Annotated in this window: 22 protein-coding genes; 9 read left to right on the plus strand and 13 right to left on the minus strand. The window is 58.4% G+C overall.

What is annotated here, in order from left to right:
• Window positions 1-36 precede the first annotated feature (36 nt).
• The 6 genes from BM395_RS12550 to glcD all read right to left on the minus strand — a co-directional run bounded on the left by BM395_RS12550 (window position 37) and on the right by glcD (window position 8,315).
• Window positions 37-1,737: an L-lactate permease gene (locus tag BM395_RS12550; RefSeq protein ID WP_069899927.1), complete on the minus strand. Its 1,701-nt coding sequence runs from the start codon at window positions 1,735-1,737 to the stop codon at window positions 37-39.
• Window positions 1,738-1,909: 172 nt separating this feature from the next.
• A complete protein-coding gene (locus BM395_RS12555) occupies window positions 1,910-4,084 on the minus strand; it encodes a malate synthase G (protein ID WP_090512318.1) in 2,175 nt (724 codons plus the stop codon).
• Between the two features lie 45 nt (window positions 4,085-4,129).
• Entirely contained in the window at window positions 4,130-4,531 is a 402-nt protein-coding gene (locus BM395_RS12560) for a heme-binding protein (RefSeq protein WP_069899929.1), read from the minus strand.
• A gap of 9 nt (window positions 4,532-4,540) precedes the next feature.
• Window positions 4,541-5,758, minus strand: a complete 1,218-nt coding sequence (gene glcF / locus BM395_RS12565; RefSeq protein WP_090512321.1) for a glycolate oxidase subunit GlcF — start codon at window positions 5,756-5,758, stop codon at window positions 4,541-4,543.
• Between the two features lie 2 nt (window positions 5,759-5,760).
• A complete protein-coding gene (gene glcE / locus BM395_RS12570; RefSeq protein WP_090512323.1) occupies window positions 5,761-6,816 on the minus strand; it encodes a glycolate oxidase subunit GlcE in 1,056 nt (351 codons plus the stop codon).
• Window positions 6,816-8,315: a glycolate oxidase subunit GlcD gene (gene glcD, locus BM395_RS12575; RefSeq protein ID WP_069899932.1), complete on the minus strand. Its 1,500-nt coding sequence runs from the start codon at window positions 8,313-8,315 to the stop codon at window positions 6,816-6,818. The genes glcE and glcD overlap by 1 nt, the downstream gene beginning before the upstream one ends.
• A gap of 254 nt (window positions 8,316-8,569) precedes the next feature.
• Between glcD and glcC the strand changes: the two genes are divergently transcribed.
• From glcC to BM395_RS12610, 7 genes are all read left to right on the plus strand, one after another.
• Complete coding sequence (gene glcC, locus BM395_RS12580) at window positions 8,570-9,343, plus strand: transcriptional regulator GlcC (protein ID WP_069899933.1); 774 nt, start codon at window positions 8,570-8,572, stop codon at window positions 9,341-9,343.
• A 51-nt stretch (window positions 9,344-9,394) separates the two neighbouring features.
• Window positions 9,395-9,949, plus strand: coding sequence for a chorismate--pyruvate lyase family protein (locus BM395_RS12585; RefSeq protein WP_090512327.1), 555 nt, complete (start codon window positions 9,395-9,397; stop codon window positions 9,947-9,949).
• A 116-nt stretch (window positions 9,950-10,065) separates the two neighbouring features.
• Entirely contained in the window at window positions 10,066-10,956 is an 891-nt protein-coding gene (gene ubiA, locus BM395_RS12590) for a 4-hydroxybenzoate octaprenyltransferase (RefSeq protein ID WP_090512330.1), read from the plus strand.
• A gap of 92 nt (window positions 10,957-11,048) precedes the next feature.
• Entirely contained in the window at window positions 11,049-11,738 is a 690-nt protein-coding gene (phoB, locus tag BM395_RS12595; RefSeq protein ID WP_069899936.1) for a phosphate regulon transcriptional regulator PhoB, read from the plus strand.
• Window positions 11,739-11,851: 113 nt separating this feature from the next.
• Window positions 11,852-13,159: a phosphate regulon sensor histidine kinase PhoR gene (phoR, locus tag BM395_RS12600; protein WP_090512332.1), complete on the plus strand. Its 1,308-nt coding sequence runs from the start codon at window positions 11,852-11,854 to the stop codon at window positions 13,157-13,159.
• 127 nt (window positions 13,160-13,286) lie between these two features.
• Window positions 13,287-14,627, plus strand: coding sequence for a hemolysin family protein (locus tag BM395_RS12605; RefSeq protein ID WP_090512335.1), 1,341 nt, complete (start codon window positions 13,287-13,289; stop codon window positions 14,625-14,627).
• Between the two features lie 231 nt (window positions 14,628-14,858).
• Entirely contained in the window at window positions 14,859-15,653 is a 795-nt protein-coding gene (locus tag BM395_RS12610) for a hypothetical protein (protein WP_069899939.1), read from the plus strand.
• A 78-nt stretch (window positions 15,654-15,731) separates the two neighbouring features.
• Here BM395_RS12610 and BM395_RS12615 read toward each other — a convergent pair whose 3' ends face one another.
• From BM395_RS12615 to BM395_RS12635, 5 genes are all read right to left on the minus strand, one after another.
• A complete protein-coding gene (locus tag BM395_RS12615; RefSeq protein ID WP_069899940.1) occupies window positions 15,732-16,568 on the minus strand; it encodes an ABC transporter ATP-binding protein in 837 nt (278 codons plus the stop codon).
• Window positions 16,556-17,359, minus strand: coding sequence for an ABC transporter permease (locus BM395_RS12620; RefSeq protein WP_090512337.1), 804 nt, complete (start codon window positions 17,357-17,359; stop codon window positions 16,556-16,558). Before BM395_RS12620 ends, BM395_RS12615 begins: the two co-directional genes overlap by 13 nt.
• Before the next feature lie 71 nt (window positions 17,360-17,430).
• Window positions 17,431-18,417, minus strand: a complete 987-nt coding sequence (locus BM395_RS12625) for an ABC transporter substrate-binding protein (protein ID WP_090512340.1) — start codon at window positions 18,415-18,417, stop codon at window positions 17,431-17,433.
• A 141-nt stretch (window positions 18,418-18,558) separates the two neighbouring features.
• On the minus strand, window positions 18,559-19,941 hold the full coding sequence (locus tag BM395_RS12630) for an aspartate aminotransferase family protein (RefSeq protein ID WP_069899943.1): 1,383 nt from the start codon (window positions 19,939-19,941) through the stop codon (window positions 18,559-18,561).
• A gap of 52 nt (window positions 19,942-19,993) precedes the next feature.
• Complete coding sequence (locus BM395_RS12635) at window positions 19,994-21,484, minus strand: aldehyde dehydrogenase (protein ID WP_090512702.1); 1,491 nt, start codon at window positions 21,482-21,484, stop codon at window positions 19,994-19,996.
• A gap of 382 nt (window positions 21,485-21,866) precedes the next feature.
• On the opposite strand from BM395_RS12635, the gene BM395_RS12640 reads away from it, so the two are divergent.
• Complete coding sequence (locus BM395_RS12640) at window positions 21,867-22,781, plus strand: LysR substrate-binding domain-containing protein (RefSeq protein WP_069899944.1); 915 nt, start codon at window positions 21,867-21,869, stop codon at window positions 22,779-22,781.
• A 263-nt stretch (window positions 22,782-23,044) separates the two neighbouring features.
• Here the strand turns inward: BM395_RS12640 and BM395_RS12645 are convergent, their stop codons facing one another.
• Window positions 23,045-23,941, minus strand: coding sequence for a peptidoglycan DD-metalloendopeptidase family protein (locus tag BM395_RS12645; RefSeq protein ID WP_069899945.1), 897 nt, complete (start codon window positions 23,939-23,941; stop codon window positions 23,045-23,047).
• Window positions 23,942-24,175: 234 nt separating this feature from the next.
• Between BM395_RS12645 and BM395_RS12650 the strand changes: the two genes are divergently transcribed.
• The gene (locus BM395_RS12650; RefSeq protein WP_069899946.1) at window positions 24,176-25,663 is read left to right on the plus strand and encodes a succinyl-CoA:acetate CoA-transferase ScpC; all 1,488 of its coding nucleotides are present in this window, start codon (window positions 24,176-24,178) and stop codon (window positions 25,661-25,663) included.
• Between the two features lie 157 nt (window positions 25,664-25,820).
• On the opposite strand, the gene BM395_RS12655 is transcribed toward BM395_RS12650, so the two are convergent.
• Complete coding sequence (locus BM395_RS12655; RefSeq protein WP_069899947.1) at window positions 25,821-26,714, minus strand: response regulator; 894 nt, start codon at window positions 26,712-26,714, stop codon at window positions 25,821-25,823.
• Between the last annotated feature and the right edge of the window lie 52 nt (window positions 26,715-26,766).

A 26,766-nucleotide genomic window follows, 5' to 3' on the forward strand; every position in this document is an offset into this window, starting at 1 on the left:
CGCCCACAAAGACCGCCAGACACCTGACTCAAGCGCTTACTTAGCCGCCATCAACGGATCAACGATGGACATGCCGTACATCGCAATCATCGTCAGGCTGCCAGCAGCCAAGAGGTAGTACAGCGTTGGCAGCATGGTTTTGCGCAGGGTAATCCCTTCACGACCAAGCAAACCGACCGTTGCCGAAGCTGCGACCACGTTGTGGATCGCAATCATGTTACCGGCTGCGGCACCTACCGACTGCGCGGCCACCATCATCGCACCCGACACGCCCAGCAGGCCTGCTGCGTTGAACTGGAACTGCGAGAGCATCAGGTTGGAAACGGTGTTTGAACCGGCGATAAACGCGCCGAGACCGCCAACTGCAGGCGCGAACAGTGGGTAAATACCGCCCACGCTGTCAGCCACCAACTGCGCCATCGCCACCGGCATGGACACCAGATCAGAACCGTTGACGCCGGAGTTGATCAGGATACGCACCATCGGAATGGTGAAGATCAGCACGAAACCAGCGCCCAGCAGGGTGCGGCTCGATTCACTGATGGCAGCGGTCAGTTCGGAGAAGCGCATGCGGTGCAGGAAGAAGGTCACCAACACCACCATGCACAGAATCCCGCCTGGCAGATACAGCGGCTGGATGGCACCCGACACGCCGGCTTCGCCGAGAATGTCAGTCCAACCGAAGCTCACTGCGCTGAGCGCGTTCTTCAGGTCCGGGAACACCCGCGATGCAACCAAGAACACCGCCAACAGCAGGTACGGCGCCCATGCCATCGGCACGGAGATCGGCGTTTTACCGGCGATGTCATCGAGTTTCATCTCGATCTTGCCCATCCACTCGGCAGGCCAGTCTTTGGCGTCAGCGAAGTCCCATGTTTCCTTTGGCAGCAGGAAACCGGCCTTGGCCGCTGGAATAACGATTGCCAGACCTACCAGAGCACCGATCATCGACGGGAACTCAGGACCCAGGAATACCCCGGCAGCCATGTACGGCAGCGAGAAAGCCAGACCGGTAAAGATCGCGAACGGGGCCATTTGCAGGCCTTCCTTCCACGACTGATTCTTACCGAAGAAGCGGGTCATGATCGACAGCATGAACAGCGGCATCAGCAGACCGATCACGCCGTGCAGGATTACCACACGCGAGACGATCATCTGGAAGAAGATGTCCCAGCTGCTGCCCAGTGTTGCCAGCTGTTCGGTCAGGCCGGTTTTATCCAGACCACCCGCAACACCCACCAACATCGGCGTACCCACGGCACCGAAGGATACCGGAGTCGACTGCACCATCATCCCCAAAACCACTGCTGCCAGAGCCGGGAAACCCAGCGCGACAAGCAATGGCGCAGCCACCGCAGCCGGCGTACCGAAGCCGGATGCCCCTTCAATGAAGCAACCAAACAGCCAGGCCACGATCAGTGCCTGCACGCGGCGGTCCGGGCTGATGCCCGAAAAACCACGGCGAATGGCACTGATGCCACCCGAATGTTTGAGTGTGTTGAGCAGCAAGATCGCGCCAAAGATGATCCACAGGATCGACGCGGTCAGCACCAAGCCTTGCAGACTTGAAGCCACTACCCGTACCAGTGACATGTCCCAGGCGGTTAACCCGATGATTGCCGTAAGTAAAAAAACCACCGGCATTGCGTATTTGGCTGGCCAGCGAAAGCCGATCAGCAAAACACCCGCCAGCACCAACGGCACGAATGCCAGGATCGAGAGCAAGGTTTGACTCATTTTGTGGGTCCCTTATTTTTTTTGTGAACCGCTAATTTCCCGGGCGATAACCCGGCGCCACGCATCTAGGGCATTCCTTCTGCCCCGAAGCCCAACAGAGTTACTGTATGGGCTAATGCTCAAAAGCCCCGCCAACGTTAATTGGCGGGGCGAATCTTGTTGCTATGTCACTTTACTGCTGCTTGAAGCGCAAACGCCAAGCATGCAGCAAAGGTTCGGTATAACCACTGGGTTGTTCACAGCCCTTGAATACCAGATCACTTGCAGCCTGGAAGGCTGCGGATTGCTGTGGATTGGTTGCCATTGGACGATACACCGGATCACCCGCATTCTGCTGGTCAACCACCTCGGCCATGCGCAGCAGGCTTTGCTCAACCTGCGCTTCGCTGATCACACCGTGGCGCAACCAGTTGGCAATGTGCTGGCTGGAGATACGCAACGTAGCCCGGTCTTCCATCAGGCCGACGTTGTGGATATCCGGCACCTTCGAGCAACCAACACCTTGTTCAACCCAACGTACAACGTAGCCGAGAATACCCTGACAGTTGTTGTCGAGTTCTTGCTGAATCTCGCTTGCGCTCCAGTTGCGCTCAGCGCTGACCGGCACTGTCAGCAGATCATTGAGCAAGCTATTGCGCTGAGCGTTGAGATCAATCATCTCCAGCTCACGCTGAACCGCCTGCACATCAACCTGGTGATAGTGCAATGCATGCAGTACCGCAGCCGTTGGCGATGGCACCCAGGCGGTGTTAGCACCGGCTTTCGGGTGACCAATTTTCTGCTCGAGCATCGCAGCCATCAGATCCGGCATGGCCCACATGCCTTTACCGATCTGCGCCTTGCCGCGCAGGCCGCAGTTAAGACCAACCAGCACGTTATTGCGCTCGTAGGCCTGAATCCATGCGCTGCTCTTCATGTCGCCTTTGCGCAGCATCGGGCCCGCTTCCATCGCCGTGTGCATCTCGTCACCGGTGCGATCGAGGAAGCCGGTGTTGATGAATGCAACGCGCGCAGCGGCCTCAGCGATACACGCCTTGAGGTTAACCGAGGTGCGGCGCTCTTCATCCATGATGCCCATTTTCACGGTGTTGGCTGGCAGGCCCAACAGCGCTTCAACGCGGCCGAACAGTTGGTTGGCAAACGCCACCTCTGCCGGGCCATGCATCTTCGGCTTAACGATGTAAACGCTGCCAGTGCGCGAGTTGCCTTTGCGCTGCAGGTCATACATGGCGATGAGCGTGGTCATCACGCCATCGAGAATACCTTCGGGGATTTCAAAGCCTTCAGCGTCGATAATCGCCGGGTTGCTCATCAGATGGCCGACGTTACGCACGAACAGCAATGAACGACCATGCAGGGTCAGCGCCGAGCCATCCACCGCGATGTACTGACGATCAGGGTTGAGGCTACGAGTAATAACCTTGCCGCCCTTCTCCAGGTCTTCACGCAGATCGCCCTTCATCAGGCCGAGCCAGTTGCGGTAGATAACCACTTTGTCGTCGGCATCAACTGCGGCAACCGAATCTTCGCAATCGAGAATCGTCGACAGCGCCGCCTCGATCAGCAGGTCTTTGACGCCAGCCGGATCGGTTTTGCCGATCGGGCTTTGCGCATCGATCTGAATCTCGACATGCAGGCCGTTGTTCTTCAGCAGCAACGCGGTGGGCGCAGCAACTTCACCCTGATAACCGACAAACTTCTGTGGCTCGCGCAGGCCGCTCTCGCTGCCATCACGCAAGCTCACCAGCAGTTGGCCATCGGCAATCTGGTAACGCACAGCATCAACGTGCGAGCCCTTGGCTAGCGGCGCTGCCTGATCGAGGAAACCGCGGGCAAAGGCAATAACCTTGGCGCCACGCACTTCGTTGTAGCCCGGCCCTTTGCTTGCGCCGTCAGCTTCGGAGATAGCGTCAGTGCCGTACAACGCGTCATACAGCGAACCCCAACGGGCGTTGGCGGCGTTGAGCGCGTAGCGCGCATTCATCACCGGCACGACCAACTGCGGACCTGCCTGAGTGGCGATTTCCGAGTCTACATTGGCGGTGCTGGCCTGCACGCTTGCAGGTTGCGGCAACAGATAACCGATCGACTCAAGGAAGCTACGGTAAGCCGGCATGTCCTTGACTGGGCCCGGATTAGCGCGGTGCCACTGGTCCAGTTCAATTTGCAGGCGATCGCGCTCGGCCAGCAGCTGACGATTCTTCGGTGCAAGGTCATGCACCAGCGCCGCAAAGCCGCTCCAGAATGCTTCGCGCTCCAGACCACTGCCCGGCAGCACTTCTTCATCAACAAAACGCTGCAGGTTGCTGGCCACTTGCAGGCCGTGGCAATTAACTCGATCGGTCATTTCAAAATCTCCTTTCAATGGGTTGCAAGGGGTGCGAGCAGCGGCTTATGCCACGCTCGAAGCACCCGCCTTGGCAATCTGCGAGTCCTGATCGGCGCGAACGCCGGACACGCCCACGGCGCCTACGATCTGGCCGTTTACGACAACCGGTACACCGCCTTCCAGCGAGGTCAGCAATGGCGCTGAAATGAACGCATTGCGACCGCCATTGACCATGTCTTCATAAATTTTCGATTCGCGGCGGCCCAGCGCAGAGGTGCGGGCTTTTTCCTGAGCGATGTAGGCACCGATTGGCGCACAACCATCGAGACGCTCCAACGCCAGCGGATGGCCACCGTCATCGACTACTGCAATGGCCACAGCCCAGTTGTTGGCTTCGGCCTCGGCACGTGCGGCGGCGATGATCTGGCTGGCTTCCTGTAGACCCAGTACGGCTTTGGTTTGCATGTAAATCTCCTAGTTCAGGGCTTCTTCGACCAGCTCGATCCAGTGGCGCACAGGCGTACGCCCGGCTCCGTCGAGGTGGGTCTGGCAACCGATATTGGCGGTGACGATAACCTCGGGCTTACCGCTTTCGAGGGCATTCATCTTGTTGTCACGCAGCTGCTTGGAAAGCTCTGGCTGGGTGATTGAATAGGTACCGGCAGAGCCACAGCAAAGATGGCTGTCTGGCACTTGGGTCAGGCTGAAACCGAGCTTGCTGAGCACCGCCTCGACCTCGCCGCCCAGTTTCAGGGCGTGCTGCAAGGTGCATGGGCAATGGAACGCCAGGCGCTTGCCTGCCGTGCCTGTCAATGTCTCTAATGGCTCTTCACGCAGAACCTCGACCAGATCTTTGCTGAGGGCGCTGATACGCTCGGCTTTCTTCGCATACTCGCGGTCGTCCTTGAGCATGTGCGCGTAATCTTTGACGAATGCGCCGCAGCCACTGGCGGTCTGCACGATGGCTTCTGCGCCCGCCTCGACGGCTGGCCACCAGGCATCGATGTTGCGCCGCGCCCGCTGCAAACCAGCTTCCTGCGCGTTCAGGTGATAGTCCACCGCGCCGCAGCAACCGGCCTGAGCAATCGGTTTGACGCTGATGCCCAGACGATCGAGAACCCGCGCAGTCGCCGCATTGGTATTAGGCGACAAACCGGGCTGCACACAGCCTTCGAGCATCAATACGTGACGTGCATGACGCATCTCAGGGCGGGGCTTGGCCGGGCGTACTTCACGCGGCAGCTTGTTCTTCAGGGCTTCGGGCAACACCGGCTTGAACACCTGACCGAGCTGGGTCATGGCTTTGAACACGCCGGGGTTCGGCGTCATCATGCGCAGACCTTCACGCAGCATGCGCTCACCCAACGGGCGCGGTACTGCGGCATCGACCACGGCGCGACCGATATCGAGCAAGTTGTGATACTGCACACCCGACGGGCAGGTTGTTTCACAGTTGCGGCAGGTCAGGCAGCGGTCGAGATGTTGCTGAGTCTTGGCGGTAACTTCGTTGCCTTCGAGCACCTGCTTGATCAGATAGATACGCCCACGCGGGCCGTCCAGTTCGTCGCCAAGCAATTGATAGGTCGGGCACGTTGCGTTGCAAAAACCACAGTGCACGCAGGAGCGCAGAATGCTTTCTGCCTCGGCGGCGCGCGGCAGACGCTTGGCTTGTTCGCTTAGATTAGTCTGCATACTTAAACTTCCGAATACATACGCCCGGGGTTAAAAATCCCCTGCGGGTCGAGTTGCGCTTTGAGCTGCTGGTGATAACGCAGCAGTGGCGCTGCCAAAGGCTGGAACGGGCTGTCGCTGGCGCCCGCAGTGAAGCATGTGGCATGGCCGCCAACCTTGCTCACGGCCGCGCGAATCGCCTGCGCGTCGGCATCAGACTTGAGCCAGCGCTGCGCGCCACCCCAGTCGAGCAACTGCTCACCTTCAAGCTCCAATACCCCGGTGTTGTTCGGCACCGACAAACGCCACAGCGTCTTGGCGCCTGCAAAGAACGGCAAACGCTGCTCGTTCAGGTCACTCCAGAATGTGGCTGACAGCTCTTCACCGCCAATGCGCTCACGCGCCGCTGCAACCGATCCTTCACCGCCCTCAAGACGCAAATACAGCGCGCTGCCGTCGTGACAGGCGGCGCTGATCGGCACTGGCTGCTGGCCCCATTCAGCCAGTTTCAGCAACGCGGTTTGAGTGTCCATTTCCACCCGCAGGCTCAGGCATTGGCGGGGTTTTGGCAGCACTTTGAGCGACACTTCGGTGAGCACGCCGAGGCAGCCGAAGCTGCCGGACAGCAAACGCGACAGGTCGTAACCGGCGACGTTCTTCATCACTTCGCCGCCAAAGCGCAAATGCTTGCCGTGCCCGGTGATGACCCGTGTACCCAATACATAATCACGCACCGAGCCCGCCCACGGCCGACGCGGCCCGGAAATCCCCGCAGCCACCATGCCGCCGACCGTACCGCCTTCGGCAAAGTGCGGCGGCTCGCATGGCAGCATCTGCCCCGCAGCGTCCAGCGCGGCCTCAAGCTCTGCCAACGGCGTACCGGCGCGAGCGGTAATCACCAGCTCGGTCGGGTCATAGCTGACAATGCCGCTGTGGCTGCGCATGTCGAGCACTTCACCGCTTACCGGGCGGCCGAGAAATGCTTTGCTGTTGGTGCCTTGAATGCGCAATGTGCCCTGATTGTTAAGGGCATGATTAACCTGTTCCAGCAGCGCCTGGCTGGCATCGAAAGCAGACATCAAAAACGCTCCAGTTCAGGGAATGGCAGCTGGCCGTGGTGCACGTGCATCGAGCCGAACTCGGCGCAACGGTGCAAAGTCGGAATGTTCTTGCCGGGATTAAGCAGGCCACTCGGGTCGAAGGCGGCTTTTACGGCGTGGAACAAGGTCAGCTCATCACTGTTGAACTGCGCGCACATCTGATTGATCTTTTCACGGCCTACGCCGTGCTCGCCGGTGATGCTGCCGCCGACCTTGACGCACAATTCGAGAATCTTGCCGCCCACAGCTTCAGCACGCTCAAGCTCGCCTGGCTGATTGGCATCAAACAGAATCAGCGGGTGCATATTGCCGTCACCGGCGTGGAATACGTTGGCGACACGCAGGCCGTGCTCAGCGGAGATTTCGGCAATGCCTTTAAGAACGCCGGGTAATTCGCGGCGCGGAATAGTGCCGTCCATGCAGTAGTAGTCCGGCGAAATACGCCCAACTGCCGGGAATGCATTCTTGCGACCAGCCCAGAACTTGACGCGCTCGGCCTCATCTTTGGCCAGACGCACTTCTGTCGCACCTGCCTTCTCAAGCACCAGACGCACACGCTCGCATTCGTCGTGAACATCGGCTTCAACGCCATCGAGTTCACACAGCAGAATCGCTTCTGCCTCGACCGGATAACCGGCGCGGATAAAGTCTTCGGCGGCGCGAATCGCCAGGTTGTCCATCATCTCCAGACCACCCGGAATGATGCCCGCGGCGATGATGTCGCCGACGGCACGGCCGGCCTTTTCAACCGAGTCAAAGCTGGCCAGCAAAACCTTGGCAACCTGCGGCTTGGGCAACAGCTTGACGGTAACTTCGGTAACAATCCCGAGCATGCCTTCGGAGCCGGTGAACAGCGCCAGCAAATCAAAGCCCGGCGAATCCAGCGCATCGCTGCCGAGCGTCATGCGCTCGCCTTCAACGGTGAGAATCTCCACCTTGAGCAGGTTATGCACGGTCAGGCCGTACTTCAGGCAGTGCACGCCACCCGCGTTCTCGGCGACGTTACCGCCAATCGAGCAGGCGATTTGCGAAGACGGGTCCGGCGCGTAATACATGTCGTAAGGGGCGGCAGCATTAGAGATCGCCAAATTGCGCACACCGGGCTGCACCCGGGCAAAACGACCTTGCGGATTGACTTCGAGAATTTTGTTGAAGCGCGCCATGACCAGCAGAATGCCCTGCTCCAATGGCAATGCACCGCCGGACAAACCAGTGCCAGCGCCGCGTGCGACCACCGGGACCTGCCGCTTGTAGCAAAGCTTGAGCAAGGTTTCGACCTGCTCCAGGCGCTCGGGCAGCACCACCATCATCGGCGTGGTGCGATAGGCGGAAAGACCGTCACACTCGTAAGGTTTGAGGTCTTCCTGGGTGTGTAACACCTCAAGATCAGGCAGAGACTCACGTAGAGCACTGAGCAAAGCCGGTTTATCGACTTTGGGCAGCGCACCGTCGACTCGTTCGTCGTACAGAATGCTCATGGCAGGCTCGAATCAGGCAACGTTCATTTTTATTGCGCGCAGCAGACGTAGTGCAGCGTGCGGTATGCCAACATAAATAAGCCGATGAACCGCTGACGTCTACTCAAACACTTACTGGTCATACCAGTTTAAAATCAGCCATACTGCACAACAGGTGCCTGTATAGCCCATAGTCAGAGGCCAGAGAGAATGCGGCAAGACGAAACAGACAGGCCTGTATAAACTGGTACGACCAGTTGTAGGAAATTCAATAAATGACCGAAAACACACCTGCTGCTCGCCGTCAGGTCAGCGATGTCGTTGCTGAACGAATCGAGCGCCTGATCGTCGACGGTGTACTCAAGGCCGGCCAGCCCCTGCCCTCGGAAAGACGCCTGTGCGAGAAGCTGGGCATCTCGCGCTCAGCGCTGCGTGAAGGCCTTAAAGTGCTGCGCGGGCGCGGCATTATCGAAACGGCGCAAGGCCGCAACTCACGAATCTCCGACCTCAGCGGGCCGCGCGACAGCACCCCGCTGATGCACCTGTTCAGTTCGCAACCGCGCACATTGTTCGACCTGCTTGAAGTGCGCGCATTGCTGGAAGCCGAATCGGCACGCCTGGCAGCGCTGCGCGGCACCGATGCCGACTTTGTTTTGCTGACACGCTGTTATGAAGAAATGGTCGCCGCACACAGCCAGCCAGTGCCCTTGGAGCCCAGCGAACATGCGCGGCTCGACCATGCCTTTCACTTGGCGATTTGCGACGCCTCACACAACCCGGTGCTGCTGTATACCCTGCAATCGCTTACCGACCTGATGCTCAACACGGTGTTTGCCTCGGTCAACAACCTCTATCACCGGCCGCTGCAAAAGCGCCAGATCGACCGCCAGCACTCGCGGCTTTATCACGCTATTATCGAGCGCTTGCCCGAGCAGGCGCAGCGGGCTGCCCGCGAACATATCCACAGCATCCGCGATAATCTGAAAGACATCGAACTCGAAGAACAGCGTCTGGTCCGGGCTACCATGCGCCTCGAAGGCTGGTCGTGATGCGGCTGCGTGATAAACTCGCAGCCCGCCAAATTGCCGTGAAATAATCCCGTGCCCCACGCCGTATTAGCTCACCCGCCCCGCTGGCTAACCGCCAAACAACTGCAACCGGCCCCCAGCGCCGGCGTGCACAACTGGCTGTTCATCAATCAGGACTCGCTGACCCAGCGCCTGATTGGCTTGTCGGCGAACAATTTCAGCGTAGTGCCTTTGGATGAAGGCTGGCAGCGCCTGCGGGCCGATGAATGCAGCGCGCTGAATGTGCCGGAAGGCAGCCAGGGCTGGGTGCGCGAGGTGTACTTGCGCGGCCATGAACAACCCTGGGTATTTGCCCGCAGCGTTGCCGCACGCAGCGCCCTGCAAGGTTCCGGCTTTGATCTGGGCAAGCTCGGCAGCCGCTCGTTGGGTGAGTTGCTGTTCAGCAACCCGGCATTTGATCGCGGTGAACTCCAGGCATGCCATTATCCGGCCGCCCACCTGCCGCCAGAGGTTCGCACCGAGCGGCTGTGGGCGCGGCGCTCGTGCTTTAGTCGCGGCGAACTGGCGGTGCTGGTGGCCGAGGTATTTCTGCCGGACTTCTGGCTCGCCGCGAAAGTCGACTGTTAACCCGCACACACCTCGCGCCTGTGGATAACTCGACTGCGCCACAGCGCCGGCATGTGTTCTACGATTGTGCGGCGCGCATCCGTATAATCCGCGCAACTCCCACGGAGACGCATTAGATGTATACCCGCCTGCTGCAATCGCTCAACCACCTGCACCCACGCGCCTGGGACTTTATCCAGCTGACGCGCATGGAAAAGCCCATCGGCATTTACCTGCTGCTGTGGCCAACACTCTGGGCCTTGTGGATTGCAGGCGACGGCAACCCGAGCGTGAAGAACGTGCTGATCTTCGTGGTCGGGGTGGTTCTGATGCGCGCTGCCGGCTGTGTGATCAATGATTACGCCGACCGCAATTTCGATGGCCACGTAAAACGCACGCAAGCGCGGCCCCTGGCCAGCGGCAAGATCAAAGGCCGTGAGGCGCTGGTGTTGTTCGCCGTGCTGGTGGCGTTGAGCTTCATATTGGTGCTGTTTACCAACGCCAATACCATTTGGCTGTCGTTCGGCGGGCTGGCACTCGCGGCCTGCTACCCGTTCATGAAGCGCTATACTTTTTATCCACAGGTGGTGCTGGGCGCGGCTTTTTCGTGGGGCATGCCGATGGCATTTACCGCCGAAACCGGCAGCGTGCCGCCCGCAGCGTGGCTGTTGTATATCGCCAACCTGCTGTGGACAGTGGGCTACGACACCTATTACGCGATGGCCGACCGCGAAGACGACCTGAAAATCGGGGTTAAATCGACCGCCATTCTGTTTGGCGATGCCGACCGCATCGTCATTCTGCTGCTGCAATCGCTGGCACTGCTTTGCCTGTTGATGGCGGGCGCACGTTTCGAGCTCGGCCTGTACTTCTATCTGGGCCTGATCGGCGCTGCTGGCTGCTTTATCTGGGAGTTCTGGAGCACCCGCAACCGCGAGCCGATGGTCTGTTTCAAAGCATTTTTGCACAACCATTGGGCCGGTTTAGCGATCTTTCTGGGTCTGGTTATCGACTACGCAATGCGCTGATTGCAGACAAAGCAACGTCACACTGTCATATCACTGCAATAATTCCGTTATCTAATGCGGCGCATGACAGTTTTAAGGACCGAGGCTTAACCATGGCTGGCAAGAGTATTCTGATCGTCGATGACGAAGCGCCAATCCGCGAAATGATCGCGGTTGCGCTGGAGATGGCAGGCTATGAATGCCTGGAAGCGGAAAACACCCAACAGGCGCACACGATCATCGTCGACCGCAAACCCGACCTGATCCTGCTCGACTGGATGCTGCCCGGCACTTCGGGTATCGAATTGGCGCGCCGCCTCAAGCGTGACGAGCTGACCGGCGACATTCCGATCATCATGCTCACGGCCAAAGGCGAGGAAGACAACAAGATCCAGGGTCTTGAAGTCGGCGCCGATGACTACATCACCAAACCTTTCTCGCCGCGCGAGCTGGTTGCACGGCTCAAGGCGGTATTGCGCCGCGCCGGGCCAAGCGACAGCGAAGGCCCGATCGAGATTGGCGGCCTGCTGCTCGACCCGGTCAGCCATCGCGTGACCATCGACGGCAAGCCTGCCGAAATGGGCCCGACCGAATACCGCCTGCTGCAGTTTTTCATGACTCACCAGGAACGCGCCTATACCCGCGGCCAATTGCTGGATCAGGTTTGGGGTGGCAACGTCTACGTCGAGGAACGTACAGTCGATGTGCACATCCGCCGTCTGCGCAAAGCCCTCGGCGATGCCTATGAAAATCTGGTACAAACGGTACGCGGCACTGGCTACCGTTTCTCGACCAAGAGCTGAATCAGCGACAACCCTGTGCGCCGCCCTCAAGCGGCTGGCAGCAAGAGTGGATGCTTACCGGGGCTACCGGTGAACTAACCGGCAATAAGGACTAATTGGCGGATGAGCTCTAAGTGAATCAAAACTGGCGTGCAATCATCATCCGACGCGTAATCCTGATCGTACTCGTCAGTTCACTGGTCGGCATGGTGACGGGCTATTACGCATGGTCCCTGCTCGCAGGCCTGAGCATTTACCTGTTCTGGAACCTCCGCCAACTGCTGCGCCTGCATGAATGGCTGAAGACCCAGCAAGGCGACGAAGCACCGCCCGTGGGCTACGGCCTTTGGGGTGAAGTGTTCGACAGCATCTATCACCTGCAACGTCGCGACCAACGCGTACGTGGCCGCCTGCAAGCAGTGATCGACCGAGTACAGGAATCCACCACCGCACTTAAAGACGCCGTGGTGATGCTCGACAGCGATGGCAATCTGGATTGGTGGAACATTGCCGCCGAAACCCTGCTCGGGCTTAAAACTCCACAAGACAGCGGCCAGCCGATTACCAACCTGGTGCGTGATCCGCGCTTCAAGGAATACTTCGACGGCGAGAACTACGCCGAGCCGCTGGACCTGCCTTCGCCGGTCAATGACCGCCGCCGCTTGCAGTTCCATATCACCCAATACGGCAACCGTGAGCACTTGATGTTGGTGCGCGACGTGACCCGCCTGCACCAGCTGGAGCAGATGCGCAAAGACTTCGTCGCCAACGTATCGCATGAGTTGCGCACGCCACTGACGGTGATTTCCGGTTACCTCGAAACCTTGCTCGACAACGTGGATGCCATCAATCCGCGCTGGCTGCGGGCGCTGCAACAGATGCAGCAGCAAGGTGGGCGCATGCAGAATCTGCTCAATGACTTGCTCCTGCTGGCCAAGCTCGAAGCCACAGACTATCCGTCGGACAACGCGCCGGTGACGATCGACCTGATGCTGCTGTCGATCAAGAACGATGCGCAGGCCTTGTCGGCTGAGCGCCATCACCGCATCACGCTGGAAGCAGACCCGCACCTCAAGCTCAAAGGCAGCGAGGCCGAGTTGCACAGTGCGTTTTCCAATCTGGTGTTCAATGCGGTCAAGTACACCCCGGACGAAGGCGAAATCCACATACGCTGGTGGGGCGATGAGCGCGGCGCGCACATGGCGGTCAAAGACACAGGCCTGGGCATTGAGGCTAAACATTTGCCGCGCCTGACCGAGCGTTTCTATCGGGTCGACTCCAGCCGCGCCAGCAACACAGGCGGCACCGGCCTCGGGCTGGCGATTGTGAAGCACGTATTGCTGCGCCATCGCGGCACGCTCGACATCAGCAGCACGCAGGGCAAGGGCAGCACGTTCACCTGCCATTTCCCCAGCGCGCAGATGGTCCGGCGTAACCAATAGCCAACTGACTCGCCAGCAGGTGCCTGTACCGGTTAATCCGTTCAGGCATCTGACTTGCGCATCTGGCTCTTGAAAAGCCGAGCCAAAGCCCCCAATCTAATGTCCTCATTGGCCAACTGAAACCCTAATGGACCCCTCCTCTAGTTACTCTGCTGCATCCTACTTCGCCGATTTCGGGCTTGTTCTGTTCGCTATTTTTCTGGTGTTTCTCAACGGCTTCTTTGTTGCCGCCGAGTTCGCCATGGTCAAGCTACGCTCGACCAAAGTGGAAAGCCTCGCCGCCAAACACGGCTGGCGCGGGCACATTCTGCGCACCGTACACAATCAACTCGACGCTTATCTTTCTGCCTGCCAACTGGGTATTACCCTGGCATCGCTCGGCCTTGGCTGGGTCGGTGAGCCGGCGTTCGCGCACCTGATCGAGCCACTGCTGGGCAGCATCGGTATCGACTCGCCGAAGCTGGTCAGCGGTATCGCCTTCTTCACCGCCTTCTTCATTATTTCGTACCTGCACATCGTGGTCGGCGAGCTTGCGCCCAAGTCATGGGCCATCCGCAAACCCGAGCTGCTGTCGCTGTGGACAGCAGGCCCGTTGTACCTGTTCTACTGGGCCATGTACCCGGCGATTTTCTTGCTCAACGCCAGCGCCAACGCGATTTTGCGGGTGGCCGGTCAGGGTGAACCCGGCCCGCATCACGACCATCACTACAGCCGCGACGAGCTGAAACTGATCCTCCACTCAAGCCGCGCCAGAGACCCCAACGATCAGGACATGCGCGTGCTGGCGTCGGCCGTCGAGCTGGGTGAACTGGAAGTGGTTGACTGGGCCAACTCACGTGAAGACCTGGTGCATATCGACCTGAAGGCGCCGCTGGATGAAGTGTTCTCGGTGTTTCGCCGGCACAAATACAGCCGCTATCCGGTGTACGACAGCGAACGCGAAGACTATGTCGGCGTGCTGCATATCAAAGATTTGCTGCTGCACTTGTCGCTGCTGGAAATGCTCCCGTCGGCGCTGAATATCAGCGAACTGATGCACCCGATCGAACGCGTCAGCCGGCATATGCCGCTGTCGAATCTGCTTGAGCAATTTCGTCAGGGTGGCTCGCACTTTGCGCTGGTCGAGGAAGCCGACGGCAAGGTTATCGCCTACCTGACCATGGAAGACGTGCTCGAAGCACTGGTCGGCGACATTCAGGATGAACACCGCAAAACCGAGCGCGGCATCGTCGCCTATCAGCCAGGCAAATTGTTGGTACGCGGCGATACACCGCTGTTCAAGATTGAACGCCTGCTCGGCATCGACCTTGACCACCTCGACGCAGAAACGCTGGCCGGCCTGATCTACGAAACCCTCAAGCGCATGCCAGAGGAAGAAGAAGTGATCGAAAGCGATGGCTTGCGCATCATCGTTAAAAAAATGAAAGGGCCGAAGATAATCCTCGCCAAAGTCCTCAAAGTCGACTGATAACAAAGGCGCTGAGCCTTTGTCAGAACCGCAACTTCCTGCCTGTGAACTAAGTGCTGCCTGGCCTCAACAGCACTTTAGTTCAGACTTTTTCCGACACTCATTCTGAAAGAGTCTAATCTGAACTAATCATTGAAAGCGCCCAAAGCCCAAGCTAATTTGTGGGCAGGTAACGCTTGATCCGTGCACTGGAATTGCGAATTTTTGACTGGAAACAAAAGGACTCACGCGATGATTACGAGGCTCAAATACCCCCTTGCTGCCGCTGCTTTAGCGCTTTCTCAAGGCGCGCTTTCAGCAGAAGAGACCACCGACTCCGCCGCGCAAGCGAACAACCCGCTCGCTAATATGACGGCATTCAACCTGCAGAATTACTACATCGGCGAACTTACCGAATCGGATAAGTCAGCGGACCAGTTCTGGTTTCGCTACGCCAAGCCCTTCAGCGTCGGTGAAAGCAATTGGTTGTTGCGTGCCTCGTTACCAATCAACAGTTTCCCGTCTGCCACCAGCAGTGGTCGCACCACAGGCATTGGTGACCTGAACCTGTTTGCCGCCTACCTGATCGACACTGGCGACCCTGCTGTCAGCTTTGGTGTGGGCCCACAATTGACCGCGCGCACCGCAACCGATGACGAACTCGGCAGTGAGAAGTGGTCAGGGGGTCTGGTTAACGTGCTGTTCAATGCCAGTTCGCCCAAATTTCAATACGGCTACTTGTTGTCGTGGCAACAAAGCTTCGCCGGCAATGAAAGTCGCGAGGACGTGAATATAGCGGCGTTCCAGCCATTCGCCTTCTACCAACTCGGCGGCGGCACGTACCTGCGGGCGGCGCCAATCTGGACCTATAACATCGAGAACGACAACTACAGCGTGCCGCTGGGTCTCGGTATCGGCCAGGTGTTCAAGCAGAAGAAAACGGTCTACAACTTTTTCATCGAGCCTCAGGTATCAGTTGCCGACAGAGGTCCGGGCCAGCCTGAATGGCAAGTTTTCATGAGCCTGAACCTGCAATTTCTTGACTGATAACAGCCATCGCGCAACTCGGGTTATCCACAGCCAGCGCGTAGCTGCGGATAACCCGACACGCAGTCTTGCTATAACTTAATGCGCCTCTTGCAGATCATCGTGAAGTAACCCGAGGATCTGGCGCTTCATGCGAATAAAGTCCGGCTCCATGACCATGTCCATGGTCCGTGGCCGCTCGATAGGCACATCGAGAATTTCCTTTATCCGCCCCGGCCGGGCGCCCATCACATACACCCGATCGCCCAGTAGCACAGCCTCGTCGATATCGTGCGTGACGAACACCACGGTCTTCTTGCTGTGCTCCCAAATGCGCAGCAGCAATTGCTGCATCTGCATGCGGGTTTGGCTGTCGAGCGCGCCGAATGGTTCGTCCATCAGCAAAATCTGCGGATCGTTGGCCAGCGCGCGGGCAATTGCCACACGCTGCATCATCCCGCCCGACAGTTGCTTTGGATAGTTATCGGCAAAGTTATTAAGGCCGACTTCATTGAGATAGAAATCAACAATTTCCTTACGCTCGGCAGCGGCAATCCGTTTGCGTTTGAGGCCAAACTCGATGTTCTCGCGCACGGTCAGCCACGGGAACAGGGTGTAACTCTGGAACACCATGCCGCGATCCGCACCGGGCCCGTCGACCTTGGCGCCTCCCACATAAATTTCACCGTCACTCGGTTCAGCGAGGCCGGCGGTGAGATACAACAGGCTGGACTTGCCGCAACCGGAAGGCCCGACAATGACCGCGAACTGCTGATCCGGCACCTCAAAAGAGACATTTTCAAGCGCACTGAACGTACTGCCCGACGGCGTGCGATAGCGCAGGCTGACGTTGTCTACACGCAGTCGCGCGGGCGCTGTATCCGGCGCTGCAAGCGAGGTAGGAAGTTCGAGTTGCATCGCTGCTACTGAGCCCATGACGCCACCTTCAGTCGGAGAATTCGGAACAGTTGATCGGTCATCAGACCGAGCAAACCAATAATCGCAATCGCCAGGAAAATTACATCCACCTGAAATCCGCGCATGGCCTTGAGGCTGATGTAGCCGAGGCCACTGGATGCGGCCACCAGCTCGGCCACCACCAGATACGTCCAGGCCCAACCCATGGTCACGCGCAGGGTGTCGAGCACGCCTGGCAACGATGCCGGACCCAAGACATGCATGACCACATCACGACGGCTCGCGCCGAGGGTGTAGCTGGCGTTGAGCAGGTCTTTGGAAATGCCTTTGGACACGTCGGCAATCATCACCAGTTGCTGGAAGAACACACCGAAGATAATCACCGTGACGCGCTGCTCAAGACCGATGCCGATCCACAAGATGAACAGCGGCACGAATGAGGTCACTGGCAAGTAACGGATAAAGTTGACCAGCGGCTCAAGCACCGCCTGAACAATACGGAAGCTGCCCATCAGCAACCCCAGCGGTACAGCGACCAGCGATGAAACAACAAAGCCGATAACCACCACTTCAACACTGGCGAATACATGCTTGCCCAGCGTGCCATCGCTCGCGAGGCGCACACCGGCGCTGATCACATCGCCGGGCGTTGGCAGGAACATGCTCGGCACCATGGCGCCATACGAAAGAATCGCCCACAGACCAAACACCACAATCCAGCAGAGTGCGCCGGCGGCAAGGGTGAGTTTATGCGGCAGATCGACCTTGGGCGTCAGGCAGCGCTGCACCCAGGATTTTTGCGTGGCCATTGCGCCACCTCCACATCAGGCTAAGAAATAGCAGCCGTGCGCAGTGCCGTGGCGCTGCGCACGAAAGACGCTTACTGGGTGACGAAACTGTTGTCGACCAACTCGTCATAGGCAACGTTGTAAGTCTTGCCTTGCAGCTCGCTCCACGTCTCGTTAGCCATCTTGATGATGGTGCTGATATCGCCTTCCTTGCCTGCGGTGCCGAGCAGTTTCTCGCTCATCGCCTGGTCATAGAAACGCACGCCCTTCGCTGCTTCCGCCAGCTCAGCCGGATCGGAAAGATAACCACCGACGCCCTTGGCCATGATTTTGTAGGCGTCTTCGGGATGCTCCTTGGTGTACTCGACCGCCTTGTACAAGCCAGTGACCAGCGCCTTCACATCGTCCGGTTGCTTGTCGATCACATCGCAGGACAACGCCACGACATCGACAATTACGCCTGGCGTTTTACTGCTGTCGACCAGCACTTTGCCTTCGCCTTTGGCGCGCACCATCGACAAATGGGGCTCCCACGTCACAGCCGCCGGAATACGCCCGGCGATAAACGCGGTAGCGGCGTCATCGGCGGTCATGTTCTGGATATCCAGATCAGACATTTTCATGCCTTGCTGCTTGAGCAAATACGACAACCAGAACTGCGAAACCGAACCCTCGTTGACCGCCACCGGCTTGCCCTTGAGATCACTCAGACTGTTCACGTCGTTGCCGACCAGAACGCCATCGCCGCCATAGCTCTCATCCAGCGCGGCAACCGCTTTGAAGCAGAAATCCTTGTTGCGGTACTTGAGCACCTCGTCCAGCGTCGAAGCCGAGCCCGACAACTGGCCGGACGCCTGAGCCGCCATGTACATGGCCGCCTCTTCGATGGTGGTGAGTTTTACATCGAGGCCTTGTTCCTTGAAGTAGCCCAGATCACGCGCCAGATACAAGGTGCCGTAACCGACCCAAGTGGTGTGGCCGATCTCCAGCGTACCCGCCTGAGCGGTAGCACTGACGCCAGCGGCCAGAGCGGCGCAAGCGATGGAACGGGTGAGTGTTTTACGCAAGGTTTTCTTCATGGAGCACTCCCACAGCCTCTCGGCTTGTTATTGGTTTAGATGTGGCAGAGCAGGCCAAAGGCCAAAGTTTCTCCATGGCGCCTGTCGTGATGACAGGCGCCTTGTTATTGCATATACCCTCTGACGGGGCTTTTTGGAGGGTTACAGCAGGCCCAGATCGCGGGCAGTACGGTCGACGGCGCGGCGGGTTTTCTCGACCAGCTCATCGATATCAGCGTGATTGGCAACCAGCGCCGGCGCCATGATCATGCGGCCCAGCGTCGAGCGGATAATCACCCCTTCCTCAAAGCCGTAGGTACGGCATTTCCAGGTGAGGTCGCCCTCATTGGCGAAGCGTTTGCGGCTGGCTTTGTCTTCGCTGAACTGCAACGCCGCAACCAGGCCAGTGCCCTGAATTTCGCCAATCAGCGGATGGTTGGCAAAGTTCTCTTGCAGGGCTTTGTGCAGATACGGGCCGGTGTCGTTTTTCACCTGCGTGACGATCTGCTCATCGCGGATTGCCTTGAGGTTGGCAATCGCCACCGCTGCTGCAACCGGGTGACCGGAATAAGTCAGGCCGTGGGCAAAAACTCCGCCCTGCTCGACCAGTACTTCAGCCATGCGCTTGCTCAGAATCAGGCCGCCCATTGGGATGTAGCCGCTGGTCAGGCCCTTGGCGATGGTCAGGGTGTCGGGTTCGAAACCGAAGTGCTGGTGAGCGAACCATTCGCCGGTACGGCCAAAGCCACCGATCACTTCATCGGCGCACAGTAGTACGTCGTACTTGCGGCAAATACGCTGAATTTCCGGCCAGTAGGATTCTGGCGGGAAGATCATGCCGCCAGCGCCCTGGAACGGCTCGGCCACGAATGCCGCCACGTTCTCGGCGCCCAGTTCGAGGATTTTGCTTTCCAGTTCACGCGCCGACTTGAGGCCGAATTCTGCCGGGGTCATGTCGCCGCCATCGGCGAAATAGTAAGGCTCACCGATGTGCGCAAAGTCCGGCAGCATGCCGCCCATTTCATGCATGAAGCCCATGCCGCCCAGCGCGGTGCTGGCCAGAGTCGAGCCGTGATAGCCGTTCCAACGGCCAATCATGATCTTCTTCTGCGGCTTGCCGAGCACCTGCCAGTAACGGCGCACGGTGCGGATCAGTACTTCGTTACCCTCGGAACCCGAGTTGGTGTAAATGGCGTGGCTGTAGTGGCTCGGCAGCAAGCTGAACAGCAATTCGGACAGCTCGATAACTGCCGGGTGCGTGGTGTGGAAGAACATGTTGTAGTAAGGCAGCTGCTCCAACTGACGCGTCGCAGCGGCCGCGAGGTCTTTGCGGCCATAGCCCAGATTGGTGCACCACAGCCCGGACATCCCGTCTAGGTAACGCTTGCCGTCGTTATCCCAAAGGCTCAGGCCTTCACCTTTGACCATGACCCGTGCGCCTTCTTCATTCAGCGCTTTCTGGTCAACAAAGGCATGGATATGGTGAGCAGCATCCAGTGCCTGATAATCTTCGGTGGTACGTTGCGGGTTGATCGGGGCAGTCATTGCAAGGCTCCTCTACACAGTTCTCGGGATTGGCATCGTTAGGCCGATCGCCTTATCGCAGCTGAAACCAGGTGGTTTTCAGCTGGGTATATTTATCAAATGAATGCAGCGACAGATCGCGGCCAAAGCCGGATTGCTTGCCGCCGCCAAACGGTACGGTGACATCCAGCGCGTCCACGGTATTCACCGACACCGTGCCGGCGCGCAGCTTGCGGGCAACACGATGAGCGCGGTTCAAATCATCACTCCACACTGAAGCGGCGAGTGCGTAGATCGAGTCATTGGCAAGGCGGATGGCCTCGTCTTCGTCATCGAACGGAATCACCGCCAGCACCGGCCCAAATACCTCTTCGCGGGCAATGCGCATGTCGTTGCTAACGCCACAGATAATCGTCGGTTCAACGAAATTGCTTGAGCCGTTATAGCTGCTTTGCTTGCCGCCACAGACGACCTGCGCCCCTTCGCTGCGAGCGGTTTCAATCGCGGCGATAATTTGCGTGGTCTGACGACTATCAACAATCGCACCCGCGGTGCTAGCCGGATTCAGCGGATCACCGGGCAGCCATTGACGAGACTTGGCGATCAGCCGCTCGACAAACTCATCGTGAATCGAGCGCTCAACCAGCAAGCGCGAATTGGCCGTGCACACCTCGCCCTGATTGAAGAAGATGCCGAACGCCGCTTTTTCCGCTGCCAGATCGAGGTCCTGACAATCAGCAAACACCAGATTGGCGCTCTTGCCGCCACACTCCAGCCACACCTGTTTGAGGTTGGACTGCGCGGCGTATTGCATGAAGTATTTGCCCACCTCGGTCGAGCCGGTAAACACCAGGCAATCGACATCCATGTGCAGGCCCAAGGCCTTGCCGGTGACTTCACCCAGCCCCGGCAGCACGTTGAATACGCCCGGCGGAACGCCTGCCTCCAGCGCCAACTGACCAAGGCGCAGCGCCGAGAATGGCGACTGCTCGGCGGGTTTCAGAATCACCGAGTTACCGGCAGCCAGCGCCGGTGCCAGCTTCCAGGCGGCCATATCCAGCGGGAAATTCCACGGCACAACGGCGGCGATTACGCCCAGCGGCTCGCGGGTAATCGTGGCCAATACATTGCTAGCGCTAGGCGCGACCTGATCGTAGATCTTGTCGACGCTCTCGGCGTACCAGCTAAACACGTTAGCCGCACCCGGCACATCAATGTTCCAGGCATCCATTACCGGCTTGCCCATGTTCAACGAGTCGAGCAGCGCCAGCTCTTCGCGATTGGCCATCATCAAATCAGCCAGCTTGAGCAAAATCTGCTTGCGCTCAACCGGTGCCATACGCGCCCAAGGACCGTTCTCGAACGTATCGCGGGCAACACTCACAGCGCGGTCAACGTCGCCTGCACTGCACGCTGCAACATTGGCCAGCAACTCATTAGTGGCCGGGTTGACCGAGGCAAAAGTGGCACCCGACTCGGCCGCTACAAACTCGCCATTGATCAGCGCCTTGTCGATGAAACTCAGCGCTTGAGCGCGTTGTTGCCAATCAGTCAGTTCCAACACTTTCACATCCCCTTCCCGTGCCACATTCAAAGCGTACTGGCGAGTTGAATTACGATGAGGCAGATGGTGGCTCAAGCGGCCAAGAAGGAAAATTAGTAAATATGTCTTCGGGGTATATGAAAAAACTGGTCAGGCAAGCACCAACAAAGTGCGCCATGCTGGGTTATTGTGCATATCACAGCGGTCGCGACAGTAGCGTCAGTTTCCCAATAGCCGTTACCGCGCTGCAATGAATACGAAACCCAATAAAACCAGCGCATTGAGGGTTATCCACAGGCAGCAAGGCGCACTCCTTGCTTGAACCTGATCAATGCAAACTGCAGATAGTGACTAACCCCGTGCCCCATCCTGAGACTTCTCAGAGGCACGTTCGAGGCTAACCGTGGCAACCTATACCCTGCGTCAACTCAAATACTTTGTAACCACCGTCGAATGCGGCAGTGTGGCCGAGGCTTCCCGCAAGCTGTACATCGCCCAGCCGTCGATCTCGACCGCTATCAAAGGCCTGGAAGAAAGCTTTGGCGTGCAGCTGTTCATCCGTCACCACGCTCAGGGCGTGTCACTCACACCGAGTGGCGCACGCTTTTACCGCAAGGCTCAGGAACTGCTGCGCATGTCGCACGAGTTCGAGCAAAACGCCCTCGCCGATAACGATGTAGTCAGCGGCCAGATCGACATCGGCTGCTTCGAAACCGTCGCCCCGCTCTACTTGCCACGCCTGATTGCCGGCTTTCGCAAACTCTATCCCGGCGTTGAAATTCGCATCTTCGATGGCGAACAACAGGAACTGGTACAAGGACTGACCGCCGGACGCTTCGACCTGGCAATTGTTTACGACCACGACCTCGACGCCACCATCGAAACCGCACCCCTGATGCCGCCGCAGCCGCCCTACGCGCTGCTGCCTGCGGGCCATCGCTTCGCCCAACAAGCCAAAGTTTCCCTGCGTGATCTGGTCCTCGAACCCATGATCCTGCTCGACGTACAGCCCAGCCGTACCTACTTCGTCAGCCTGTTCGAGGAGCTTGGGCTGAACCCGAACATCGGCTTCAGCTCACCCTCGATAGAAATGGTCCGCGGCATGGTCGGCCAAGGTTTCGGCTTCTCGGTTCTGGTCACCAAACCGCATTCGGAATGCACCTACGACGGCCAGAAAGTCGTCACCGTCGACATCGCCGACGCCGTCACCGGCTCCGGCCTGATCGCCGCCTGGCTAAAACGCTCACAACTAACCAAACCCGCGCAGTTATTTGTCGAGTACTGCAAAGAGCAGCTAACGCCCGCAGCTCAGGAATAAACCCACTCTGCTCCGCTAACACACCCAAAATAAGCGCGACGCCGCCCCGCCCTCTATCCAGAACATAAAAGGAAGGTCTGCGAACAGAGCAACACAAAACTAAGACATTAAGATCTGCTCAGCCCAACCAGCGCCCCTGCCCTCCATTCAAAATATCGAGGGTCTGTGGGCAGGGTGAGGCAAGGCGCAAACAGCGAAGTTTGGTCTACCAAATGAGCTGTGCAGTAACGCAGCATCACACGCTCACAGCCCCTCGAAGCGATCTAGTCGCCGCCTACGGCAAAGTTCGGTAGCGAATTCACGGGCTGATTAAAGTCAAAAGGAATCGACTCCAGCGCCAGCCCGACGTTGCGCTGCACGACGAAGTGCAGATGCGGGCCACTGCTGTTGCCGGTATTACCGGACAGCGCCAGGAGCGATCCGGTGCTGACGTGCTGGCCTTCGTGGACTTTGACTGAGCCTTTTTTGAGGTGCAGGTAGACGCCCATTGTGCCGTCGCTGTGGAGGACGCGAACGTAGTTGCCGGAGGGATTGTTACCGCGACCACTTTGCTGGTTTTCGGTTTTCACCACGACGCCTCCACGCGCCGCAACAATCGGGGTGCCGACTGGCATGGCTATATCCAGTGCGTAACGCCCTTTGGGAGTGAAGTGCGAGTATTTGCCGTTGGCCCCTTGAGACAGGCGGAATGGGCCTCCGCGCCAGGGTAATGGATACTTTTTCTGGGTTGGCAGCAGCCGTGGATCACCCAGCGCATAGTTGAGTGAGGTTTTGTATTTGAAGGGTTTGGTTGGGTCGAGCGCTGCCAGCGTGGCCAGACGAATCTTGCTGCGGGGCTGCAGAATCCACTCAATCGGGCCTTCGGATACGCCGGTGACATTACTCAGGTTGCTCAGATTGAGCCGGATTTGCACGGGCGCATAGAGGTCGTTGCGCACAATCAGAGTTTCACCGGCCTGATGCTTTTTCACTTCAAGTTTGACCTGGTTATCGAGCTTCTCAACCATTCGGTCACGAAACACGAACACCTTGGCACCCGCCGTTTCCTGGTCGGTGTATGTCACCACCCCATTTGCGTCGGTGTATTTGTAGATGGTCAGAGCCGCAGCCTCCCCGGCTGCAACCAGCATCATGCACAACAGTATGAAACGCCCTAGCATAAAAATTCTGATCTTATGTATTTGTGAGATATGCCGATTTGCAGACTAGCAGCCCCGTTGTTTGGGTGCGAGATGCGCGGGCCGAGGTTGTGCGCTATCTCTCGGGCAAAACCGACGACCGGTCATCCACAACAGGCAGAATAGAGCGGGCTATTGGACTTATGTACTAGAGGCTTTACGGCTCGGTGCGCCTAGACTGCGGCCCTTTATTTAGGCCGTGTTCTGAGGTTTTGCATGCACCGTGTTCGCCTACCCGCCCTGATGGACAAAGTAATGAGTGCGGCCGACGCCGCCCTGCTGATCGAAGACGGCATGACCGTTGGCATGAGCGGTTTCACCCGTGCCGGCGAAGCCAAGGCGGTTCCTCAAGCATTGGCTGAGCGCGCTCGCTTGCAGCCCCTGCAAATTACCCTGATGACGGGCGCCAGCCTGGGCAACGATCTCGACAAGCAACTCACCGAAGCCGGAGTTTTGGCCCGTCGCATGCCGTTTCAGGTGGACTCGACCTTGCGCAAGGCAATCAACGACGGCAGCGTGATGTTTATCGACCAGCACCTTTCAGAGACGGTCGAGCAGCTGCGTAATCACCAACTCAAGCTGCCGGACATTGCCGTTATCGAGGCTGTCGCCATCACCGAGCAGGGCCATATTGTGCCGACCACTTCGGTGGGCAACTCGGCCAGCTTCGCGATTTTCGCCAAGCGCATCATTGTTGAGATCAACATGGCGCACAATCCGAATCTCGAAGGCCTGCACGACATTTATATTCCGACGTACCGGCCGACCCGCACGCCGATTCCACTGACGGATGTACAACAGCGCATCGGCACACCGGCTATCGCCATCGACCCGGCGAAAATTGCCGCGATCGTGATCACCAATCAGCCAGACTCGCCGTCTACCGTGCTGCCGCCAGACGCCGAAACCCAGGGCATCGCTGATCACCTGATCGAGTTCTTCAAAGCCGAAGTGACTGCCGGGCGCATGACCAACGAACTCGGCCCGTTGCAGGCGGGTATCGGCAGCATCGCCAATGCAGTGATGTGCGGTCTGATCGACTCGCCATTCGAGAACCTGAGCATGTACTCCGAAGTGCTGCAGGACTCGACCTTTGACCTGATCGACGCGGGCAAGCTGCGCTTTGCCTCGGGCAGTTCGATCACCTTGTCGGGCCGGCGCAATGCCGATGTGTTCGGCAATCTGGATAAGTACAAGGACAAACTGGTACTGCGCCCGCAGGAGATTTCCAATCACCCGGAAGTGGTTCGCCGTCTGGGCATCATCGGGATCAACACGGCGCTGGAGTTCGACATCTACGGTAACGTCAACTCGACCCACGTGGGCGGCACCAAGATGATGAATGGCATTGGCGGCTCGGGTGACTTCGCTCGTAATGCGCACTTGGCGATCTTCGTCACCAAGTCGATTGCCAAGGCTGGCGCGATCTCCAGCGTGGTGCCAATGGTCAGCCATGTTGACCACACCGAACACGACGTCGACATTCTGGTCACCGAGCAAGGGTTGGCGGATCTACGCGGTCTGGCACCGCGCGAACGGGCCCGGGCAATTATCGAAAACTGCGTGCACCCGGACTTCCGCGCACCGCTGCAGGATTATTTCGATCGTGCGTGCGCCAAGGGCGGCCATACTCCGCACTTGCTGCGCGAGGCCATGAGCTGGCACATCAATCTGGAAGAATGCGGACGCATGCTTGCAAGCTAATCGCTAAAACAAGGCCCGCGCAATGCGGGCCTTGTTTTGTCACCCTCGCCAAATCGCACGATCTACCTATTCGCCATTGGCCGCAGCAAAAACCCCAAACCGGTGGTTTGCACCAGTGGGCAAGCTGTGAGTTGCGCAACTCACCTGCAAGGCGTTCTCAAGCTCCGGGGATGAAGTGCTTTTGCGGGGAGCCGCGAGCGATCATGCGCGACAGGTAATCGAGTTTCTGCGCATCGCTGTCAACAAAGCGCAGCGTCAGTTGCAGCCATTCGCTGTCCGGCTTCGGCTCGAAGGCGGCAACGGCATGCAGGTAACCATTCAAGCGGGCAACTTCGGCGTTATCGCCCTGCTCCAGATCCAGCACTGCGCTGGCCAGCACTTGCGGCAACGACTCAGTGCGCTTGACCACCAGCAAGGCTTCCTTGAGGCTCAGCGCCTTGATCACGCAAGCCGTGCTTGAGTCAGCCAGGCGCAACTGACCCTGACCGTAACCGGCGGCCGTCTTCTTCGGTATTGGCGGTGCAACAGACTCACGCGCCTGCGTCGGCGCAGCGCTTGGGGGCGCCGCGCTTTCGGTCTTACCGGCGGTGAGTGCCGACAGCGAGTCATTGGCGAAAGAGCCACTGCTGAGCATTTTCGGTGGCGTGCGCGGTTCCAGATTCTGCAAAACGCCAGAACGATGCAGGGCCTTTTTAACCTTGGTGATCAGTTGTTCATTGGAGAACGGCTTGCCGATGAAGTCGGAAACACCGGCCTGAATGGCCTGCACCACGTTCTCTTTGTCACCGCGGCTGGTAACCATGATGAACGGCGTGGTCTTCAGACTGTCCTGTCCACGGCACCAGGTGAGTAGCTCAAGGCCGGACATTTCCGGCATTTCCCAGTCACACAGGATCAGCTCTACAGGTTGGCGGTTGAGCAACTGCTGGGCTTTGCGCCCGTTAATCGCTTCTTCGATCTGCACGCCGGGCAGATGGTCGCGCAACGCCTTCTTCACCAGATCGCGGATGAAGTTGGCGTCATCAATTACCAGTACTCGGACTTTGCTCATCAGACCTACCTTGCAAACAGTTACCTGCAAGGTATCGGCAGTGCAGCTAAAA

The organism is Pseudomonas marincola (assembly GCF_900116605.1).
In the GTDB taxonomy this organism is placed as follows: domain Bacteria; phylum Pseudomonadota; class Gammaproteobacteria; order Pseudomonadales; family Pseudomonadaceae; genus Aquipseudomonas; species Aquipseudomonas marincola.

Excerpts from the sequence above, each read along its gene's own strand:
- ubiA (WP_090512330.1), top strand. The coding sequence starts at position 10,066 with ATGTATACCCGCCTGCTGCAATCGCTCAACCACCTGCACCCACGCGCC.
- phoB (WP_069899936.1), top strand. The coding sequence starts at position 11,049 with ATGGCTGGCAAGAGTATTCTGATCGTCGATGACGAAGCGCCAATCCGC.
- BM395_RS12605 (WP_090512335.1), top strand. The coding sequence starts at position 13,287 with ATGGACCCCTCCTCTAGTTACTCTGCTGCATCCTACTTCGCCGATTTC.
- BM395_RS12625 (WP_090512340.1), bottom strand. The coding sequence starts at position 18,417 with ATGAAGAAAACCTTGCGTAAAACACTCACCCGTTCCATCGCTTGCGCC.
- BM395_RS12630 (WP_069899943.1), bottom strand. The coding sequence starts at position 19,941 with ATGACTGCCCCGATCAACCCGCAACGTACCACCGAAGATTATCAGGCA.
- glcD (WP_069899932.1), bottom strand. The coding sequence starts at position 8,315 with ATGAGCATTCTGTACGACGAACGAGTCGACGGTGCGCTGCCCAAAGTC.
- glcE (WP_090512323.1), bottom strand. The coding sequence starts at position 6,816 with ATGTCTGCTTTCGATGCCAGCCAGGCGCTGCTGGAACAGGTTAATCAT.
- BM395_RS12555 (WP_090512318.1), bottom strand. The coding sequence starts at position 4,084 with ATGACCGATCGAGTTAATTGCCACGGCCTGCAAGTGGCCAGCAACCTG.
- BM395_RS12550 (WP_069899927.1), bottom strand. The coding sequence starts at position 1,737 with ATGAGTCAAACCTTGCTCTCGATCCTGGCATTCGTGCCGTTGGTGCTG.
- BM395_RS12645 (WP_069899945.1), bottom strand. The coding sequence starts at position 23,941 with ATGCTAGGGCGTTTCATACTGTTGTGCATGATGCTGGTTGCAGCCGGG.
- BM395_RS12560 (WP_069899929.1), bottom strand. The coding sequence starts at position 4,531 with ATGCAAACCAAAGCCGTACTGGGTCTACAGGAAGCCAGCCAGATCATC.
- BM395_RS12620 (WP_090512337.1), bottom strand. The coding sequence starts at position 17,359 with ATGGCCACGCAAAAATCCTGGGTGCAGCGCTGCCTGACGCCCAAGGTC.
- BM395_RS12610 (WP_069899939.1), top strand. The coding sequence starts at position 14,859 with ATGATTACGAGGCTCAAATACCCCCTTGCTGCCGCTGCTTTAGCGCTT.
- glcF (WP_090512321.1), bottom strand. The coding sequence starts at position 5,758 with ATGCAGACTAATCTAAGCGAACAAGCCAAGCGTCTGCCGCGCGCCGCC.
- BM395_RS12655 (WP_069899947.1), bottom strand. The coding sequence starts at position 26,714 with ATGAGCAAAGTCCGAGTACTGGTAATTGATGACGCCAACTTCATCCGC.
- BM395_RS12650 (WP_069899946.1), top strand. The coding sequence starts at position 24,176 with ATGCACCGTGTTCGCCTACCCGCCCTGATGGACAAAGTAATGAGTGCG.
- glcC (WP_069899933.1), top strand. The coding sequence starts at position 8,570 with ATGACCGAAAACACACCTGCTGCTCGCCGTCAGGTCAGCGATGTCGTT.
- BM395_RS12615 (WP_069899940.1), bottom strand. The coding sequence starts at position 16,568 with ATGGGCTCAGTAGCAGCGATGCAACTCGAACTTCCTACCTCGCTTGCA.